Origin of the sequence: Pelagibacterium flavum, from assembly GCF_025854335.1 — a bacterium.
In the GTDB taxonomy this organism is placed as follows: domain Bacteria; phylum Pseudomonadota; class Alphaproteobacteria; order Rhizobiales; family Devosiaceae; genus Pelagibacterium; species Pelagibacterium flavum.
Genome location: NZ_CP107716.1, coordinates 1,075,743 through 1,091,767, shown reverse-complemented (window position 1 = coordinate 1,091,767; position 16,025 = coordinate 1,075,743). Strand labels below are relative to the sequence as shown.

Annotated in this window: 16 protein-coding genes; 6 read left to right on the top strand and 10 right to left on the bottom strand. The window is 63.7% G+C overall.

Going from position 1 to position 16,025, the window contains the following annotated elements:
* Window positions 1–70: 70 nt before the first annotated feature.
* Complete coding sequence (gene pdxR, locus OF122_RS05425; RefSeq protein ID WP_264226792.1) at window positions 71–1,495, bottom strand: MocR-like pyridoxine biosynthesis transcription factor PdxR; 1,425 nt, start codon at window positions 1,493–1,495, stop codon at window positions 71–73.
* A gap of 105 nt (window positions 1,496–1,600) precedes the next feature.
* Here pdxR and OF122_RS05420 point away from each other — a divergent pair, with 105 nt between their 5' ends.
* Both OF122_RS05420 and OF122_RS05415 read left to right on the top strand, forming a co-directional pair.
* A complete protein-coding gene (locus tag OF122_RS05420; protein WP_264226791.1) occupies window positions 1,601–2,257 on the top strand; it encodes a pyridoxamine 5'-phosphate oxidase family protein in 657 nt (218 codons plus the stop codon).
* An 88-nt stretch (window positions 2,258–2,345) separates the two neighbouring features.
* Window positions 2,346–3,005 carry a GntR family transcriptional regulator gene (locus OF122_RS05415; RefSeq protein WP_264226790.1) on the top strand — a complete coding sequence of 220 codons (660 nt, stop codon included), beginning with the start codon at window positions 2,346–2,348 and terminating at the stop codon, window positions 3,003–3,005.
* A 107-nt stretch (window positions 3,006–3,112) separates the two neighbouring features.
* On the opposite strand, the gene cydX is transcribed toward OF122_RS05415, so the two are convergent.
* Genes cydX through OF122_RS05400 form a run of 3 tightly spaced genes read right to left on the bottom strand, consistent with a single transcriptional unit; the run spans window position 3,113 to window position 6,031 of the window.
* Window positions 3,113–3,226 (bottom strand): cytochrome bd-I oxidase subunit CydX, encoded by a 114-nt coding sequence (gene cydX / locus OF122_RS05410; RefSeq protein WP_264226789.1) that lies wholly within the window; start codon window positions 3,224–3,226, stop codon window positions 3,113–3,115.
* 12 nt (window positions 3,227–3,238) lie between these two features.
* Complete coding sequence (gene cydB, locus OF122_RS05405; RefSeq protein ID WP_264226788.1) at window positions 3,239–4,387, bottom strand: cytochrome d ubiquinol oxidase subunit II; 1,149 nt, start codon at window positions 4,385–4,387, stop codon at window positions 3,239–3,241.
* Window positions 4,388–4,399: 12 nt separating this feature from the next.
* Window positions 4,400–6,031: a cytochrome ubiquinol oxidase subunit I gene (locus OF122_RS05400; protein WP_264227613.1), complete on the bottom strand. Its 1,632-nt coding sequence runs from the start codon at window positions 6,029–6,031 to the stop codon at window positions 4,400–4,402.
* A gap of 176 nt (window positions 6,032–6,207) precedes the next feature.
* Here OF122_RS05400 and cydD point away from each other — a divergent pair, with 176 nt between their 5' ends.
* The 3 genes from cydD to OF122_RS05385 all read left to right on the top strand — a co-directional run bounded on the left by cydD (window position 6,208) and on the right by OF122_RS05385 (window position 10,700).
* Window positions 6,208–7,956, top strand: coding sequence for a thiol reductant ABC exporter subunit CydD (gene cydD, locus OF122_RS05395; RefSeq protein ID WP_264226787.1), 1,749 nt, complete (start codon window positions 6,208–6,210; stop codon window positions 7,954–7,956).
* Window positions 7,953–9,623 carry a thiol reductant ABC exporter subunit CydC gene (gene cydC, locus OF122_RS05390; protein ID WP_264226786.1) on the top strand — a complete coding sequence of 557 codons (1,671 nt, stop codon included), beginning with the start codon at window positions 7,953–7,955 and terminating at the stop codon, window positions 9,621–9,623. The genes cydD and cydC overlap by 4 nt, the downstream gene beginning before the upstream one ends.
* A 111-nt stretch (window positions 9,624–9,734) precedes the next feature.
* Window positions 9,735–10,700, top strand: coding sequence for an alpha/beta hydrolase fold domain-containing protein (locus OF122_RS05385; RefSeq protein WP_264226785.1), 966 nt, complete (start codon window positions 9,735–9,737; stop codon window positions 10,698–10,700).
* Between the two features lie 140 nt (window positions 10,701–10,840).
* Here OF122_RS05385 and OF122_RS05380 read toward each other — a convergent pair whose 3' ends face one another.
* The 5 genes from OF122_RS05380 to OF122_RS05360 form a co-directional block, all read right to left on the bottom strand.
* Window positions 10,841–11,236, bottom strand: coding sequence for a (R)-mandelonitrile lyase (locus tag OF122_RS05380; RefSeq protein ID WP_264226784.1), 396 nt, complete (start codon window positions 11,234–11,236; stop codon window positions 10,841–10,843).
* A gap of 16 nt (window positions 11,237–11,252) precedes the next feature.
* On the bottom strand, window positions 11,253–11,669 hold the full coding sequence (locus OF122_RS05375) for a DUF1801 domain-containing protein (protein ID WP_264226783.1): 417 nt from the start codon (window positions 11,667–11,669) through the stop codon (window positions 11,253–11,255).
* Window positions 11,666–12,526, bottom strand: a complete 861-nt coding sequence (locus tag OF122_RS05370) for an AraC family transcriptional regulator (protein ID WP_264226782.1) — start codon at window positions 12,524–12,526, stop codon at window positions 11,666–11,668. Before OF122_RS05370 ends, OF122_RS05375 begins: the two co-directional genes overlap by 4 nt.
* Before the next feature lie 122 nt (window positions 12,527–12,648).
* Window positions 12,649–13,884, bottom strand: coding sequence for an MFS transporter (locus tag OF122_RS05365; protein WP_264226781.1), 1,236 nt, complete (start codon window positions 13,882–13,884; stop codon window positions 12,649–12,651).
* Window positions 13,881–14,618, bottom strand: a complete 738-nt coding sequence (locus tag OF122_RS05360; protein ID WP_264226780.1) for an MBL fold metallo-hydrolase — start codon at window positions 14,616–14,618, stop codon at window positions 13,881–13,883. The genes OF122_RS05365 and OF122_RS05360 overlap by 4 nt, the downstream gene beginning before the upstream one ends.
* 81 nt (window positions 14,619–14,699) lie before the next feature.
* Here OF122_RS05360 and OF122_RS05355 point away from each other — a divergent pair, with 81 nt between their 5' ends.
* Window positions 14,700–15,386 carry an ArsR/SmtB family transcription factor gene (locus OF122_RS05355; protein WP_264226779.1) on the top strand — a complete coding sequence of 229 codons (687 nt, stop codon included), beginning with the start codon at window positions 14,700–14,702 and terminating at the stop codon, window positions 15,384–15,386.
* A gap of 55 nt (window positions 15,387–15,441) precedes the next feature.
* On the opposite strand, the gene OF122_RS05350 is transcribed toward OF122_RS05355, so the two are convergent.
* Window positions 15,442–16,011, bottom strand: coding sequence for a TetR/AcrR family transcriptional regulator (locus tag OF122_RS05350; RefSeq protein ID WP_264226778.1), 570 nt, complete (start codon window positions 16,009–16,011; stop codon window positions 15,442–15,444).
* Between the last annotated feature and the right edge of the window lie 14 nt (window positions 16,012–16,025).

Genomic DNA, 16,025 nt, shown 5'->3' with positions numbered 1-16,025 from the left:
CACATGACAAAATCCGTTTCTGGCAGGGTGATCCTGCGAGGTGATACAAAGACATAAAGATATCTTTATGTCAAACAAGGAGCCCTTCGAGAAGTCCCGCAAACCGGGCCACCCGTTTGTCGGTCGCATCGGCAAACCCGACCACGAGGCCCTTGCGCGTGTTCCCAGCGCAATAACTCGAAAGCGCTGGCGTTTCAAAGCCTTCCTCGGCCAGCCGGACGGCGACTTTGGTATCATCGACCCGGTCGGCAAACCCCATAACGGTCTGCAGCCCGCCCATTGGCATGGCGATATCGATGGCCCCGCCGAGCCTTTTACGCAAGGTCTCGACCAGCAGCCGCCCGCGCGCCTCATATAGCCGCGCGATCCGTTTCAAATGCGTGACCAGCGCCCCGCTTTCGATCAATTCGGCATAAGCGGCCTGCGCGTGGATATTGACCCGCAGGCCCATATTGCGCTGCGCCTGTCTCAGAGGCCCCGCCAACGTGTCGGGCACCACCATATAGGCCAGCCGCAACCCCGGCAGCAGGCTCTTGGCGGTGGTGCCCAAATAGATCACCTCCCCGCCACGGCTGATCCCCTGCAGGGCGGCAATCGCCCGCCCCTGCCATAAAAATTCACTGTCGTAATCGTCCTCCAGCACCACCGCCCCTTCGCGCCGCACCGCTTCGAGCAGATCCATGCGCCGCTGCAAATTCATCCGCGCGCCGGTGGGATAGTGGTGCGAGGGCGTGACATAGACCAGCCGCGCCCCGCTGCCGGCCAGCGCCGCCGGATCGGCGCCCTGCTCATCCACCTCCAGCGCCTTTGTCACCAGCCCCGCCCCGGCAAACGCCGTCCGCGCTCCGAAATAGCCCGGCGATTCCACAACTCCGACCTCGCCTGGATCGGCAAGACACTGCGCCGCCAGCGACAATCCCGCCTGGATCGACGGCACGACGATGACCTGGCTCGCCGTGGCGCTCACCCCCCGATGCCGCGCCAGATGTTCGGCCAGCGCCGATTTGAGCCTGGGCAATCCCTCGACATCGCCATAGATCGCCGCCTCCCCGAATTTCTGCCGCGCCACCCGCCTCAGGGTTCGCGCCCACAGATCGGCGGGAAACAGCGCCTCGTCGGGTGCGCCGGGTTCGAGTTGCCCCGCGTGCCGCCCGCCCCGCCAATTGCGCAGATCGCGCGCCAGCGCCTCCCCGCGCTGCGACAGCCTCACATGTGCCCCAGCCCCATCGAGTTCTGCTGCCTCCAGCTCGGCCCGCGCCACCACCTGCGGCGCGGCACCGGCCCGCACCGCGATCACTCCGTCGGCCCGCAGCAACTCATAGGCCGCATTGACCGAATTGCGCGAAATCCCCAAGCCCGCCGCCAATTGCCGCGAACTGGGCAACACCGATCCGGCCTTGAGCCGGCCCGACCGTGCCGCCTCGCCGACGGCACGGTAGATCTGTTCGGGCAGCGGCGCGCCCGAGCGCTCCAGCACGATCAATCCCTCAAGCATCTGGAACCCTCAAATCAAACCAAAGTGGACCTTACGCAGAACCAGTCTATCGCAGATAACCGGTCTCACCGCAAAGCCGAAACGTTGAGTTCCGAAGGCACCACCATGAACGAGCACGCCCTGCCGCCCTACGCCCGCGCCCGCCAGCCCCGCCGCGCGCGCTATGATGAGGACACCATCAACGATATTCTCGATTGCGGGCTCGTCGGCCATGTAGGCTTCATCGCCGATGGCCGCCCCATGGTGGTGCCCATGGCCTATGCCCGCTGGGGCCAGACCATCTATCTGCACGGCGCATCCAAAGCCCGCATCGTCGCCATGCACAAGGATGGCGACCCGATTTCCATGACCGTCACCCTGCTTGAAGGCATCGTTGCGGCGCGTTCAGGCTTTCACCACTCGATGAATTACCGGGCAGCCACCGTCCACGGCATCACGCGGCTGGTCACAGATCCCGGGGAGGCCGAACAGGCCCTCAAGCTCATCACCGAGCACCTCCTGCCCCTGCGCTGGGGCGAAGTGCGCCCCATGCATGACAAGGAGCGCAAGGCGACCGGCGTCATCGCGCTCGAGATCGAAGCAGCTTCGGCCAAGATCCGCCAGGCCCCGCCCGCCGACGACCCCGAAGACCACGACCTGCCCATCTGGGCCGGCGTGATCCCCATCGTCACCGCCCTGGCCGCCCCGGTTGGCGACGGCAAGACTCCCGGCGACGTCCCGCCACCGCCCTCGACCCATCTGGCGCGCAAGAAATTTGCCTAGATATTATGCAGACTGAAATATTGCCTCTTCACTTGGCAGCCATTTCTATTCATAGTCCCATCGCCATAAATTCGATGGGACCGGACTGGTGCAACAAGGTCTGCCGCGCAAGGGCGATACAGTCGATGACATTGTCGGGCAACTGGCCGATGCCATAGTTGCCGGCCAGTTCCGCCCCGGCGAAAAACTCGACGAATTGACCCTCGCCAACCGGTTTTTCGTCTCGCGGACCCCGGTGCGCGAGGCGCTGAGCCAGCTTGCCGCCATGGGTCTGGTGTCCCGGCGCCCCAACAAGGGCGCCGTTGTGGCACAGTTGAGCCCCGAACATATGATCAACCTCATCGAGGTGATGGCCGAACTCGAAGCGGTGTGTGCCCGCCTGGCCGCCGAGCGCATGTCGGGCCCCGAACGCCACGCCCTTGAAGCCGAGCATCTGGCCGCCGCCGAAATGGTGCGCCTGGGCCGCACCGATGCCTATGGGGCTTACGACACCCTGTTTCACGCCCGCGTGCAAACGGCAGCCCGTAACCCGCAACTGAGCGAAATGGCCGCCCTGTCACGCTCGCGCCTTGCCCCGTTTAGAACCGACCTGTTCGCCTATCCCGCCCAGCTGGCCCGATCCTATGAGGAACACGAAACGATCGTCACCGCCCTGCTGCGCGCCGATGGCGCGAGAGCCGAAACCATGATGCGCGCCCACATTCTGGGCGCAAAAGACCGGATGACACCGGTTCCCATGGCGCGGTAGGGGCGCCACGACTGGCGCGTTTTTTTGTCAGCTCATCGTCCCACCGCAACTGTCACCCCAGGATTTATTCCCGGGGTCCAGTCAGCGCGTCCACACCCCCGAGGCGCTCAGGACTTGTCCCGCACTTCCCGCCGATCCTCGCGCATCTCGAACCACATGGCGTTGAGAATGGCGAAGGCGCAGGCCAGCCCGACACCCAAAATCCACGAAAAATACCACATAGATCGTTCCTCTCAGTAGGCGTTGGGGTTTTTGCCAAGGCTGGTGTTGGTCACCGGGCCGCTCATCACCTTGTACACCCAGCTTGTGTAGGCAAGGATGATCGGCATGAAGATCAGCGTGGCGATCAGCATGATGAACAGCGTCAGATGGCTCGATGTCGCGTCCCACACAGTCAGGCTCGCCACCGGGTTGTGCGAGGACGGCAGAAGGAACGGGAACATCGAAAGCCCCGCCGTTGCCACGATCCCGAACACGCCCAGCCCCGCCGATATGATTGTCATGGCACCCGGATACGTCTTGATGCCGGCAGCCGCCCCCGCCATGCCCAGAAAGCCCAGGGCCGGCGCAACCATCATCCAGGGATAATGTCCATAATTGGCCATCCAGCCGCCAACTTCGCGCGCCACGGTCTTGGCCAGCGGGTTCGACGCCTGATCGGTCACCACCGCGCTGGTGATGACATAACCCTCGATCCCGAAGGCGATCCACAGCCCGGCGAGAGCGAACAGCCCCATGGCCGCCAGCGCCGCCCATTGGCCATATTGCGCGGCCCGCTCTGCAAGCGCCCCCTCGGTGCGTGCCGCGAGCACGCTCGCGCCCATCACCACCAGCATGGAAAGGCTCACCAGCCCGCACAACAGCGCGAAGGGTGTCAAAAGCCCGAAGAAATTGCCCAGATAGGAGGGCCGCAAAGTGTTATCGAGATCGAAGGGCGCGCCTAACAGCGCATTGCCCACGGCAACGCCCAGGATCAGCGCCGGCACGAAACCGCCGATGAACAAGGCACAATCCCAGGCACTGCGCCAGCGCGGATCGGTGACCTTGCCGCGATATTTGAAGCCCACGGGCCGCAGGATCAGGGCAAACAGGATCACGATCATCGCCAGGTAAAAGCCTGAAAAGCTCACCGCATAAAGCGGCGGAAAGGCCGCAAAGATCGCGCCGCCGCCAAGCACCAGCCACACCTGATTGCCCTCCCAGGTCGGGCCCTGCAGGTTGAGCATTACGCGCCGCTCGTCGTCGGTCCGGGCCACAAAGGGCAACAGCGCCCCCATGCCCAGATCCATGCCGCCCATGATGGCAAAGCCGATCAGAAGCACGCCCAGCAGCGCCCACCAGATAAGGCGCAGCGTTTCATAATCAATTGGAATGAAATCCATTTTTCGCTCTCCTTATTCAGCCGGGGCGGGCTTGCCGCTTGGCTCGTCATCGCCATAGCCTTCAGGCGATTGCGGAATGTCCGATTTGGGCGCGGGCGTTTCCATGGCGTCAGGCTCGCCATTGAGGAGCGCCACATAATCCTTGGGCCCGGCCTGGATCGCCTTGACCATCAGGATCACCATGATGATCGCCAGGATCGTATAGACCGTGACATAGAAGGTCAGGCTGAGCGAAAGGTCGAGCACGGTCAGCCCCGAGGCCGCATAAAAGGTCGGCAGAACCCCCTCGATGGCCCAGGGCTGTCGCCCGAACTCGGCGATGATCCAGCCCGCCTCCGCCGCAAGCCAGGGCAGTGGCATGGCCGCCACGGCGCCCCACAAGAACCAGCGATGGGTCTCCAGCGTGCCGCGTGACGCCTTCCAGAAGGAAAGGGCAAAGAACGCGATAAAGAAGAACCCGATGCCCACCATCAGCCGGAAAGTCCAGAACAGGGGCCACACCGCCGGCACCGTATCGGCCGCCGCCATTGAGATTTCCTCGGGCGTGGCGTTCTCGATATCGACCCGATAGCGCTTGAGGAGCAGCGCATAGCCCAGATCGGGCCAGGTTTCCGAGATCACCGCGCGGGCATCTTCATCCTGCCGGTTCTCCTCAAGGGCCGCGACGGCCTCATAGGCCAAAAGCCCGTTTTCGATCCGCGTTTCCGCGTGCTCGACAAGCTCGTCGATGCCGGGAAGTTCCGTATCGAAGCTGCGCGTCGTGATCAGGCCTAGAACCCAGGGGATCTTGATCTCGAACACCTCGCCATTGCCGATGGGAAACGCCACAAGGCTCAGCCCGGCGGGGGCGGGCTCTGTGTGATACATCGCCTCCATCGCCGCGATCTTCATCTTCTGATGCTCGGTCGCCACATACCCGCTCTCGTCGCCCAGAACGACCACCGACAATGCCGAAGCCAGGCCGAAACTGGCTGCCACCACCATCGAGCGCCTGGCCAGTTCGACATGCTTGCCCTTGAGCAGGAACAGCGCGCTGATGCCGAACACGAACACCGCGCCCGTTACATACCCGGCCGAAACCGTGTGCACGAATTTGGCCTGCGCCACCGGGTTGAACAGCACCGCCATGAAGTCGGTCACTTCCATGCGCATGGTGTCGGGATTGAATGTCGCGCCCACCGGATACTGCATCCAGCCATTGGCGATCAGGATCCACAGGGCCGAGAAATTGGCTCCCAGCGCCACGAGCCAGGTGACGACCAGATGGCCGACCTTGGAAAGCCGGTCCCAGCCGAAAAAGAACAGCCCGATAAACGTGGCTTCGAGGAAAAACGCCATCAGCCCTTCAATGGCCAGAGGCGCGCCGAACACGTCGCCCACGTAATGGCTGTAATAGGACCAGTTCATCCCGAACTGGAATTCCATGACGATGCCGGTCGCAACGCCCATGGCGAAGTTGATGCCGAACAGCGTGCCCCAGAACAGGGTCATCTTTCGCCAGATCTCGCGCCCCGTCATCACATAGGTGCTCTCCATGATCGCCATCATGAAAGAAAGCCCCAGCGTCAGCGGCACGAACAGGAAGTGATAGAGAGCGGTCGCAGCAAATTGCAATCGCGACAGGTTTACGACGACTTCGTCGATCATAGGTATGCCCCTAAATCGTTACGTGCCATCCGCAGATCGAGCGCCGGAACTGGCGGATGGCGACTGCCTAACGCCTACACTTTAGCACCGTTTGGCCACATTGACCTGGATCAAGGCGCCGCGCGGCGGGATAACGCATCCCCACGCCCTTACTTTCGCGTATGGTACGCAAAATGGCCTCACCAACTGATACGATTGCACCGGCAAAAGGCGCGAGCAACCTCATGGGTTTGCGGACGCTGGGCGGGCATGCGCTCACCCTCGCCATCGTTACCCCGCTCGTCTCGGGTGTGCTGCTTGTGGTCTATGCGTGGCTTTTGGCGCAAACGCTGGGCCGCACCATCGAGGATGGCGAATCGCTTGCCGCCGTGATGGGGCTCATCGGTGCAATGGCCGTCATCATCCTTGCCCGCGCCGTTCTGGGCATGATCGGGGAGCAGGCCGGCACCATCGGCGCCCAAGCCATCAAGAAGTCCTTGCGCGATCGCCTGTTCTCCCACCTTCTCGCCCAACGCCACGCGCTGGGTCTGAAGCCCGCCTCTGGCGCCGTTGCCGCGGCCTTGATCGATCAGGTCGACGGGCTGGAAAATTTCTTTGCCCGCTACCTTCCCGCCATGATCGCCGCAGCCATCCTGCCCGTCGCCTTTGCGGTCGTTCTGTTCCCCATCGATTGGGTCGTGGCGCTGTTGTTTCTGTTCACCGCGCCGCTGATCCCGGTGTTCATGGCGCTGGCCGGCTGGGGCGCCCAGGCGGCCACCGACCGGCAGGCCAATGCGCTCTCGCGCCTTTCGGCCCATTTCGCCGACCGGCTGCGCGGCTTGCTGACCCTCAAGCTCTTCGGACGCGAGGCCGACGCCATAAACGACGTTCACGCCGCCAGCGAAGCCTTGCGCCGCCGCACCAACGCCGTGCTGCGCATCGCCTTTCTGTCCTCGGCTATCCTCGAATTTTTCGCCGCCCTCGGTGTCGCCGGCGTCGCGCTTTATGTCGGCCTGACCTATCTGGGGTTCCTCGGCATCAACCCCGGCCTGACCCTCAGCGCGGGGTTGCTCGCCCTCATCATGGCGCCGGAAGTCTATGCCCCGCTGCGCCAACTGGCCGCCCACTATCACGACCGCGCCACCGCCCGCTCGGCTCTGGCCGAAATCGGAAGCCTCGTCGCCGCCCCCGATGCTCTGCAAAGCGCCGACCTCGCGCCGCCCGCTGCGGCAGGCAAACCCGCTGCCGGTCTCACCATCAACGGCCTCACCGTCCAGACCGCTTTGGGCACCCCCATCCTTAACGCCCTCGACCTCGATCTGCCCCCGAGCAAGACCCTCGCCATCATGGGCCCGAGCGGCATCGGCAAATCCACCCTCGCCCGCGCCATAACCAGACTGATCCCGTTCGATGGCGCGATCGGTCTGGATGGCCGCCCGGTCGCTGACTGGTCCGAACCCGATCTGCGCGGCGCCCTCGCTTTCATCGCCCAAAAGCCCCGCATCTTCACCGGCACCATCGCCGAAAACATCGGCTTTGCCGATCCCCTGGCCAACCGCGCCGCCATCGCATCCGCTGCCGACCGCGCGCTGGTGACCGCGTTCGCGACTGCGCTCCCCGACGGCCTCGACACTCTGGTTGGCGAAGGCGGATACGGGCTCTCGGGCGGCCAGATCCAGCGCATCGGGCTGGCCCGGCTGTTTCTGACCGATCCGGCGCTCATCATCCTCGATGAGCCCACCGCCCATCTCGACCCCGAAACCGAAGCCCAAGTGCTCGATCAGGTCTTCGCCTTCGCCGCAGGCCGCACCCTGATTATTCTCACCCACTCCGCGACCGTCGCCGCCCGCGCCGATTCCGTGCTGCGCATGGCCGGCGGCAAGCTGCTGGCGACGCCGCATCGCGCCAAACCGTCCGCGAGCAGGCGGGAGGACCGCGCATGAAGTCGCTCTTGTTTTTCGCGCCTCTGTTCAGGCCGCACGCCGGAAGGCTTGCCCTCGCGCTGTTGCTTTCGCTCGTAACGCTGGCCGCCGGCACCGCTCTGCTCGGCGTTTCGGGATGGTTTTTGACCGCCACCGCGCTGACCGCGCTCGGCGTCTCGTTCAATCTTTTCGCCCCCTCGGCCATGGTGCGCGGCTTTTCCTTTATCCGCATCCTGGCCCGCTATTTTGAAAAACTGGTCGGCCACAACGCCACCCTTACCCTGCTGTCCGATCTGCGCCGCTGGCTGTTTGGCGCGCTGTTCCCGCGCCTGCCACTGGCCGATCGCTCCTTGCGCCACGGCGATCTCGTCACCCGCATGACCGCCGATATCGACGCACTCGATACCGTCTTCCTGCTCGCCATCGGCCCGTTCCTTGCCGCGCTGGTGCTCGGCGGCGCGGTCTCGGCGGTGCTGTTCGTCCTTTTGCCCGACGCCGCGTGGATCTATCTGGGCGCCATCGCCACGAGCATTCTCGTCATTCCCGCCGTTCTCGCCCGCACGACCAGGACGCTGGGCCGCGATGCCGTCCAAGCCGCCGCCACCTTGCGCGCCCATGTGCTCGACGCCATCGCAGGCCATGACGATCTCGTCGTTTTCGGCCAGACCGGCTTTGTCGCCGCCCGTTTCGACGCGGCCAGCAAAACCCTCGCCCACCTGCGCAACCGTCAGGGCCTGGCCACAACGATTGCCGCGGCGGCCGTGCAGGCCGTCACCGGCCTCGCGCTGCTCGCCATTGTCTTTGTCGGATTGAGTGCCGTGCAATCGGGCGCCCTTGAAGGCCCCGTCCTTGCCGGTCTGGTCTTTGCCGCGCTGGGCAGTTTCGAAGCGACCGCCGTCATCGTGCGCTCCATCGGCAAGCTCGGCGCTGCGCTGGCCTCCGCCGAGCGCCTGCACCAGATCGCCACCGCTCCGATCGCCATACGCGACCTGGCCCGCCCGGTGCCCTGCCCGACAACCGGCGCCATCACATTTGAAACCGTGGCGTTCGCCTACCCCAACGCCGAGCCGGTCCTATCCGAGGTCTCGCTCACACTCGCTCCGGGCGAACACATCGCCATCTTCGGCCCCAGCGGCGCGGGAAAGTCGAGCCTGCTCCACCTCCTGCTGCGCCTTTACGATCCCCAATCGGGCGCCATCCGCATCGATGGCACCGATATCCGCGACATCGCCCAGACCGATCTGCACGCCCATATCGCCCTGCTCAGCCAGGAGAGCCCCGTTTTTCTCGATACGGTGCGCAACAACCTCCTGATTGCCAAACCCGACGCCACCGATGCCGAACTTTACGCCGCGCTGAAAAATGCCCGGCTCGAAACCACAATCCGCGCCCTGCCCCACGGCCTCGATACGATATTGGGCGAAACCGGCACGACCCTGTCGGCCGGGCAGGCAAGACGCCTGTGCCTCGCCCGCACCCTGCTCTCTCCGGCCCCGATCGTTCTTCTGGACGAGCCCACAGCCGGGCTCGACCGGGAAACCGAACTGGCCCTCCTTGCGGATTTCCCCAACGCGCTGGCCGGGCGCACCGTGCTCCTGGCCACCCACGCCCTGCTGCCCGAAAACACCCCGTTCCGCCTCATGGTCCTGACGGATCGATCCCTGCGCGAGGCCGGTCAGCCGCGGTAACTCTCGAGCCGGCCCGACATGCACATACAATTGAAACGATTCCCACAATTCCGATTTAAGGTCCCGCCACTATAGAAGGATCTTTTCTTAGCCTTATTATAGTATGATTTAATGCAAAACGGTCCCAATTCCGACCCCCGGCTTGCCGAAGGGCTCGACCCTGAGCTGATCGCCTTTGTCGATGGCGTAACCGCCGCCTATGGGCAATTTCCTGCCTTTCAAACCCTCGATATCGAAACCCGGCGCCAGTTCGCCGAAGCGGTGCGCGCGCCCTGGGCAAAGGGTGGCCCAGCCCTTTACCGCTCGGTCAACAGGGTTATCGGTCAACTGCGCACCCGCATCCACACCCCTCGCCCCGGCCCGCTTCCGGCACTGATCTATCTGCATGGCGGCGGCTGGACCTTTTTCAGTCTTGATACCCATGACCGGCTGATGCGCGAATACGCTTCCCGCGCCGGCATCACGGTGATCGGGGTGGAATACCCGCTTGCCCCGGAGACCAAATTCCCCAACCAGCTCACCCTTCTGGCCGATCTGGTGCGCCTTCTGGCCAATCGCGGCGAGGAATGGGGCATCGACCCGGCCCGTCTGGCCATCGGCGGGGATTCGGCGGGCGCCAATCTCGCCCTTGCCACAGCGCTCACCCTGCGCGAAAGCGACTATGGCGATGCGCTTTCCGGCGTTGTGCTCAATTACGGAGCCTTCGATGCGCGCATGGAAAGCGAAAGCCACCGGCGTTTCGCCGATGGCCACTATCTTCTCGGCACCGCGGAAATGGAAACCCTCTGGTCCAACTATATCCGCGAGCCCGCCCAGCGCACCGACCCCTTCGTCAGCCCCATCCTCGCGGACCTGAAGGGCTTGCCCCCGACCTTCATGACCATCGCCGACCTCGACATCCTCCGAGACGAAAACCTGGCCCTCAAATCGGCCTTCGAGGCGGCCAATGTCCCGGTCTCGGGCGGCCTCTACCCCGGCTCGGTCCACGCGTTTCTCGAAGCGGTCTCGGTCTCATCCCTCGCCGCGCGGGCGCTCGACGATGGGGCGGCGTGGCTCAGAGAACGTCTCGGCGCCTAAAGCCTCACAAAATCACCCATATCCCACCAATGTCATCCCGGCCTTGAGCCGGGATCCAGTAACCGGCAGACCCGGCGGTTCTCTCTTGAGCACCGGGTTCACCAGGGCCCACGCAAACGGGCGATGAACCCTTGCCGCGCTTACGCCCCATACTCCTCGTCGGAAACCTTCTCCAACCAGTCGACTGCCCTGCCGTCCTGAACCTCCTGCACGGCGATGTGCGTCATCGCCGTCTCCGGCTCGGCCCCGTGCCAATGCTTTTCACCGGGTGCAAACCAGACGACGTCACCGGGCCCGATCTCCTCGATCGGGCCGTCCCAACGTTGCGCCCGCCCGAAGCCCGAGGTCACGATAAGCGTCTGACCGAGCGGATGGGTATGCCATGCCGTCCGCGCGCCGGGCTCGAACGTCACCGCCGCCCCCTGAACCCGCTCGGGATCGAACCGGTTGAACAGCGGGTCGATCCGCACCGTGCCGGTGAACCAGTCCGCCGGCCCTTTCCCCGACGCTGTCGCGCCTGCCCTGATGATCTCCACAATCGATCCCTTCGTTTTAAGCGTTGCCGCGCCGATGATATGTCAGCGCCGCCCGCAGGCACAACGCAAGCGGCGTCTCCTCCAGTCGGCCCGAAGCCGGAACAATAAGCGCCCGATTGCCTTCAAAGCTGAAGCTATCAGCGAAATTCGCCCTGAAATTTCCAACAAGGTTTGTCCGGCAATTGAAAAACACCGCGCCCCTGTCGGGCGCCAGTTTCGATACACCCAGCCGGATCGTGGTGCCCGAGCGGGTCTTTTCGGTCAGATAGGCCGGCTCACCCCATTTCAGCGTTTCGGTCAGCGGCCCAACGCCCTCAATTGCCGATGCGGTCGCAAAAATCATCTGGCGGATGTCGCGCAATTGTTCCTGAACCCGCGCAGGATGCCGCGACAGCGCCTGCGCCACATCGGGCGGCACGGGCGGCGCGCTCACCCCATATCCTTAAGCGGCAGATGGATATCGGTCCGCAACTGGTTTTGCGGCACCGCGCGCGGATCGTTGAGATAGGCTTCAAAGATCGGCGCGTCATCGGGCTCATATCCCGATTTGGGCAACCAGGTGCCCAACAGCCAGCGATACGCCCCGCGCATGTCGGCATAGGGGCCGGTATAATTGAGCCGCGCGTAAAGCCCGCCGCGCAACGTGGTTTCCACCATCGGCGCGTCGATAGCCACCATCTCACCAATCGGCAGGCAGGCGCGCGAGCGCAGCTCGCTTTCCGGGCCCAGATCGGGATCGTCGAAAAACACCCCGATCATCTGCGGGCTTGCGGGAAGCGCCTGGCTGCCGGCAAGTTCGGAAAACAGCCGCCCCATGGCGTGGTCGATTTCCATGTAGCTGCCGTTGTGGTCGATCCCGGCGCAGCGTCGCTCGGCGAGCGCAACCAGCTCCACGGCAAATCCCTCGGCGTTCGCCGCTTCATTGGCCCGCGCGAACGCCGCATGCGATCCCGCTTGCCGATAGGCCGCCGGGCTCATCCCGAACGCATCCTTGAACGCCCGCCCGAACGTTTCGGTCGAACCATAACCTGCGCGGCTGGCGATCTCGCCGATATCGGCGCCCGAATTGGCCAGCCGGTCGGCGGCGCGTTGCAGCCTGAGTCGCCGCACCGTCGCAACGATTGTCTCCCCCCGCATCGCCGAATAGATCCGGCTCCAGTGGTAAGGCGAAAGGCACGCGATCTCGGCCAGCCGATCAAATGAAATCTCGTCCTCGAGATGGGCAAACACATAATCATCGACCCGGTTCAATCGATCGAGATAACTCGCCTGTGTCTGGTCCTTGGCCATAGCAGTCCTCTGTCTGGGTCAAAACCATACCCAGACTGCCATGCCACCGACAGACAAATCCTGCGCAATAGCGCCAGAGACCGCCCCCGAGCGGCGCAGCTTTGGCCACGCGAACGCAGCTTTCAATGCGGGCGGGTTTCTTCACCCCAGACGAGCAGCACAAGGCCCGAAATCAGCATGGCAATGGCCACAAACCAGAAGGCCGCCTCGATCTGCCCGGCAAGATTGGCGGCAAGGGCAAAACCAAGCGCGCCGATGGCATAGCCGAGATCGCGCCAGAAACGGTAAATGCCAATGGCCGACCCGCGCCAGGCGGGCGCGGCGATATCGGCCACCGCTGCTGAAAGATTGGGGTAGAGCAACGCCATCCCCAGGCCCGAGACCGCCGCTGAAAACGACCACCAGGCAATTCCTTCTCCGAGGACCATCATGGCCACGCCAGCGCCGCAGATCCACATGCCCGAAACATTGGGCCAGTGGCGGCCGATCTTGTCCGAGAGAGGGCCGGTCAAAAGTTGCGAGCCGCCCCAGACCATGCCGTACATGCCCACCACCCAGCCGATTTCCGGCAGGCTCAGGCCACGCGCGAACAAAAAGACCGGGTAAATGACCCAGACCAGCGCGTCGACGAATTTTTCGACCAGCCCCGCCTGCGAAATCGCGGCCAGCCGGCGATCGCGCCACGACATCAGGGCAAAGACCTCCCAGGTGGAGAGCGGCGCGGTCGCAGCAGCGGATTTGGCTTCGGCATGCGCCCAGGGGAGCGTGTCGCGCACAAAGAACGCAGAAAGGACAAGCCCCAGCCCGATAACGATCAAGCCAAAGCTCAGCAGGCCCTCACGCGGCCCCATAAGGGTTGCCGCATAGCCGGTGATGATGCCGGCCAGCCCGACACCGACATAGCCGGAAAACTCATTGAGTCCGATAACGACCCCTCGCTGGTTGGGGCGGGTGAGATCGAGCTTGGAGGTTTGCGCCATGGACCAGCAGAGCCCCTGATTGACCCCGAGCAGCACCGTTGCCGCGACGATCCAGTTCCAATTGGGCGCCAGGGCGATCATCACCGGGATGGGGAGCGCAATCAGCCAGCCAAGCACCAGAACCTTCTTGCGCCCGATGCGCTCCGAGAGCCGGCCCGCCACGAAGTTGAGTACGCCCTTGACCACTCCAAAGGCGATGACGAAGGCCGACAAAAGCACGAAAGAGCCGCGCTCCAGCCCGAACTCGCTTTCGGCCAGCGCCGGAACGACCGTTCGCGTCATCCCGATGGCGAAACCGACCAGGAGCACCTGGACGAGTTGGTGGACAAACTGGCTGCGGTTTTCGGCAATGCCGAACTGGTGCGGTATGGCTGTCATTGAGCTTGGCGGCGTCCGGCATTGAGCGCGCGGGTTTGCGCCGCGCCGGGCGGAGGCGGCGGGATGTCGGCGACCATCGCGGCAATGAATTCGGCTTCGTTCTCTATGGCGAAGGCCGTGTTGAAACGACGCTCGAACCCGATGGTCGAGGACGGTTTTCCCGAGAGTTTGCGCCCGCACACCGAGCCGGAAAACGCGCCGGGCAGGACTTCGAGGTGATCGGGAAGGGATTTGAGCCGCTGGGCGCTGGCAAAGAGATTGCGCGCGCCATCCTCGGCGCTGGTCGCCAGTTCGGTCCGGCCAAGATCGCCCACCATCAGCGTATGGCCGGTCACCACGAACCAGGGCTCATTGCTGCGCGTCCGATCGGTGACCAGCAGGGAAATGTGCTCGGGCGTGTGACCCGGCGTGTGCATCACCGTGAGCGTGACATTGCCAAGCTCAAGCACATCGCCCTCGGCGACACCGTGATAATCGAACGTCACATCGGCGCTTTCATGCAGCACATATTGGCCGCCCGAAGCCTCGGCCAGTTCACGCCCGGTGGAAATATGGTCGGCATGAACATGGGTGTCGATGACGTAAAGGATCTTCATGCCGGTCTGGTCGGCAGCCTCGAGATAAGGCTCGATGGGCCCGATCGGGTCAATGACGGCGCCCGACGCCTTTCCACCGCAGCCCAGAAGATAGGAGGCACCGACCGGGTCGGTATGCAGGAACTGACGGACGATCATCGGTGAGCCTTTCCTTGACAAAACGGCCAAAGCCATTCATTCAATAGTTCTGTTGAATGTACTAATGACAAATGCTCAACCATGTCAAGCACCTCGCCCAAGCGCGCCGTATTCGAACAATTCGCCCGGACAGCCAAGACCCTTGGGCATCCGGCCCGGATCGAAATCATCGAATTGCTGGCCCAGGGCGAGCGCAGCGTGGAGGCGGTAGCCGAGCGCACCGGACTGACCATCGCCACCACGTCCCAGCATTTGCAGACACTCAAGCGCGCCGGGCTCGTGAGCGCAAGGCGGGACGGTAAGTTCATCCTCTATTCACTGGCCGGGGACGACGTGATCGCGCTGATCTCGGCCCTCAGAGTGGTGACCGAACAGCACGTTGCGGAAATGGATCGTATCGTTCGGGGCTATTTCGACAAGCGCGACGGAATGGAGCCGGTGTCGCGCAAGGATCTGCTCGAGCGCGCGCGGTCAGGACTGGTAACGGTGCTGGACGTTCGCCCGGCCGACGAATATGCGGCGGGACATATTCCGGGAGCGGCCAATATTCCGCTGGCCGAGCTCGAGCAGCGGATCGATGAATTGGGCAAGGATCATGAGATCATTGCCTATTGCCGCGGCCCATATTGCGTCTATGCCTTCGAGGCAGTTGCCACACTCCGCGAGGCCGGATTTCATGCCCGCCGGCTGGAAGACGGCCTGCCGCAATGGCGCGCCGCCGGCCTGGAAACGGTAGAGGAGCCGTCACCCACCCAGGGCGGTTTCTAGGCAAACCAGTCTTGTGTGGTTATTGGCAAAGGCGGCGGAGAGCTTGCAGCCGATGTCAGCTTGCCGCGCGAACTGCGGTCCAGGCAGCACGCACCACGACGTCGATTTCCAGATCCGACACTTGCTTGCCCTTGGTGGCTGAACGCAGGAGAGCGTAAGCAGGGCCCATGATAAGCGCGTAAGCCACGTCCCAGTTCAGATCACGAACCGACCCCATCTGAACCCACGATTGATAAAGCTCGCCGGCGCGTGCCCGGCCCGCGGCAAGCATTTCACCCACAGCTTCGAAATCGGGAGAGGTGCCCGAGCGCGTCAGCAACTCGTCCATAAAGGCAAATTGTTTTGGGTTGGCGGCGCCCCAATGCAGAAAGCCGTGCACGGAGGATGTGATCGAACCCTCCGCATCCGATGGATCGGCCTGGGACCCCGATTGTGCGGCCCAGCCGGTTGTGGCGTGACTGAGCAGGGCCGCGGCAATATCGGCCTTGCCTGAAAAGAAATGGTAGATGCTGCCTGTCGATGCGCCGCTCCTTTGCCGGATGGCCGCAAGGGTGGCGCCGTCAAACCCCTTTTCGAGAAAAACCTCCAGCGCCGCATCCAGGATCTGCTCTCGCCGGTTTTTCATTTGACCTCACTAGA

Bases quoted from the DNA above. Each gene is read 5' to 3' on its own strand.
- pdxR (WP_264226792.1), bottom strand. From the start codon at position 1,495: ATGCTTGAGGGATTGATCGTGCTGGAGCGCTCGGGCGCGCCGCTGCCC.
- OF122_RS05420 (WP_264226791.1), top strand. From the start codon at position 1,601: ATGAACGAGCACGCCCTGCCGCCCTACGCCCGCGCCCGCCAGCCCCGC.
- cydX (WP_264226789.1), bottom strand. From the start codon at position 3,226: ATGTGGTATTTTTCGTGGATTTTGGGTGTCGGGCTGGCCTGCGCCTTC.
- cydB (WP_264226788.1), bottom strand. From the start codon at position 4,387: ATGGATTTCATTCCAATTGATTATGAAACGCTGCGCCTTATCTGGTGG.
- cydD (WP_264226787.1), top strand. From the start codon at position 6,208: ATGGCCTCACCAACTGATACGATTGCACCGGCAAAAGGCGCGAGCAAC.
- cydC (WP_264226786.1), top strand. From the start codon at position 7,953: ATGAAGTCGCTCTTGTTTTTCGCGCCTCTGTTCAGGCCGCACGCCGGA.
- OF122_RS05385 (WP_264226785.1), top strand. From the start codon at position 9,735: ATGCAAAACGGTCCCAATTCCGACCCCCGGCTTGCCGAAGGGCTCGAC.
- OF122_RS05370 (WP_264226782.1), bottom strand. From the start codon at position 12,526: ATGGCCAAGGACCAGACACAGGCGAGTTATCTCGATCGATTGAACCGG.
- OF122_RS05365 (WP_264226781.1), bottom strand. From the start codon at position 13,884: ATGACAGCCATACCGCACCAGTTCGGCATTGCCGAAAACCGCAGCCAG.
- OF122_RS05360 (WP_264226780.1), bottom strand. From the start codon at position 14,618: ATGATCGTCCGTCAGTTCCTGCATACCGACCCGGTCGGTGCCTCCTAT.
- OF122_RS05355 (WP_264226779.1), top strand. From the start codon at position 14,700: ATGTCAAGCACCTCGCCCAAGCGCGCCGTATTCGAACAATTCGCCCGG.
- OF122_RS05350 (WP_264226778.1), bottom strand. From the start codon at position 16,011: ATGAAAAACCGGCGAGAGCAGATCCTGGATGCGGCGCTGGAGGTTTTT.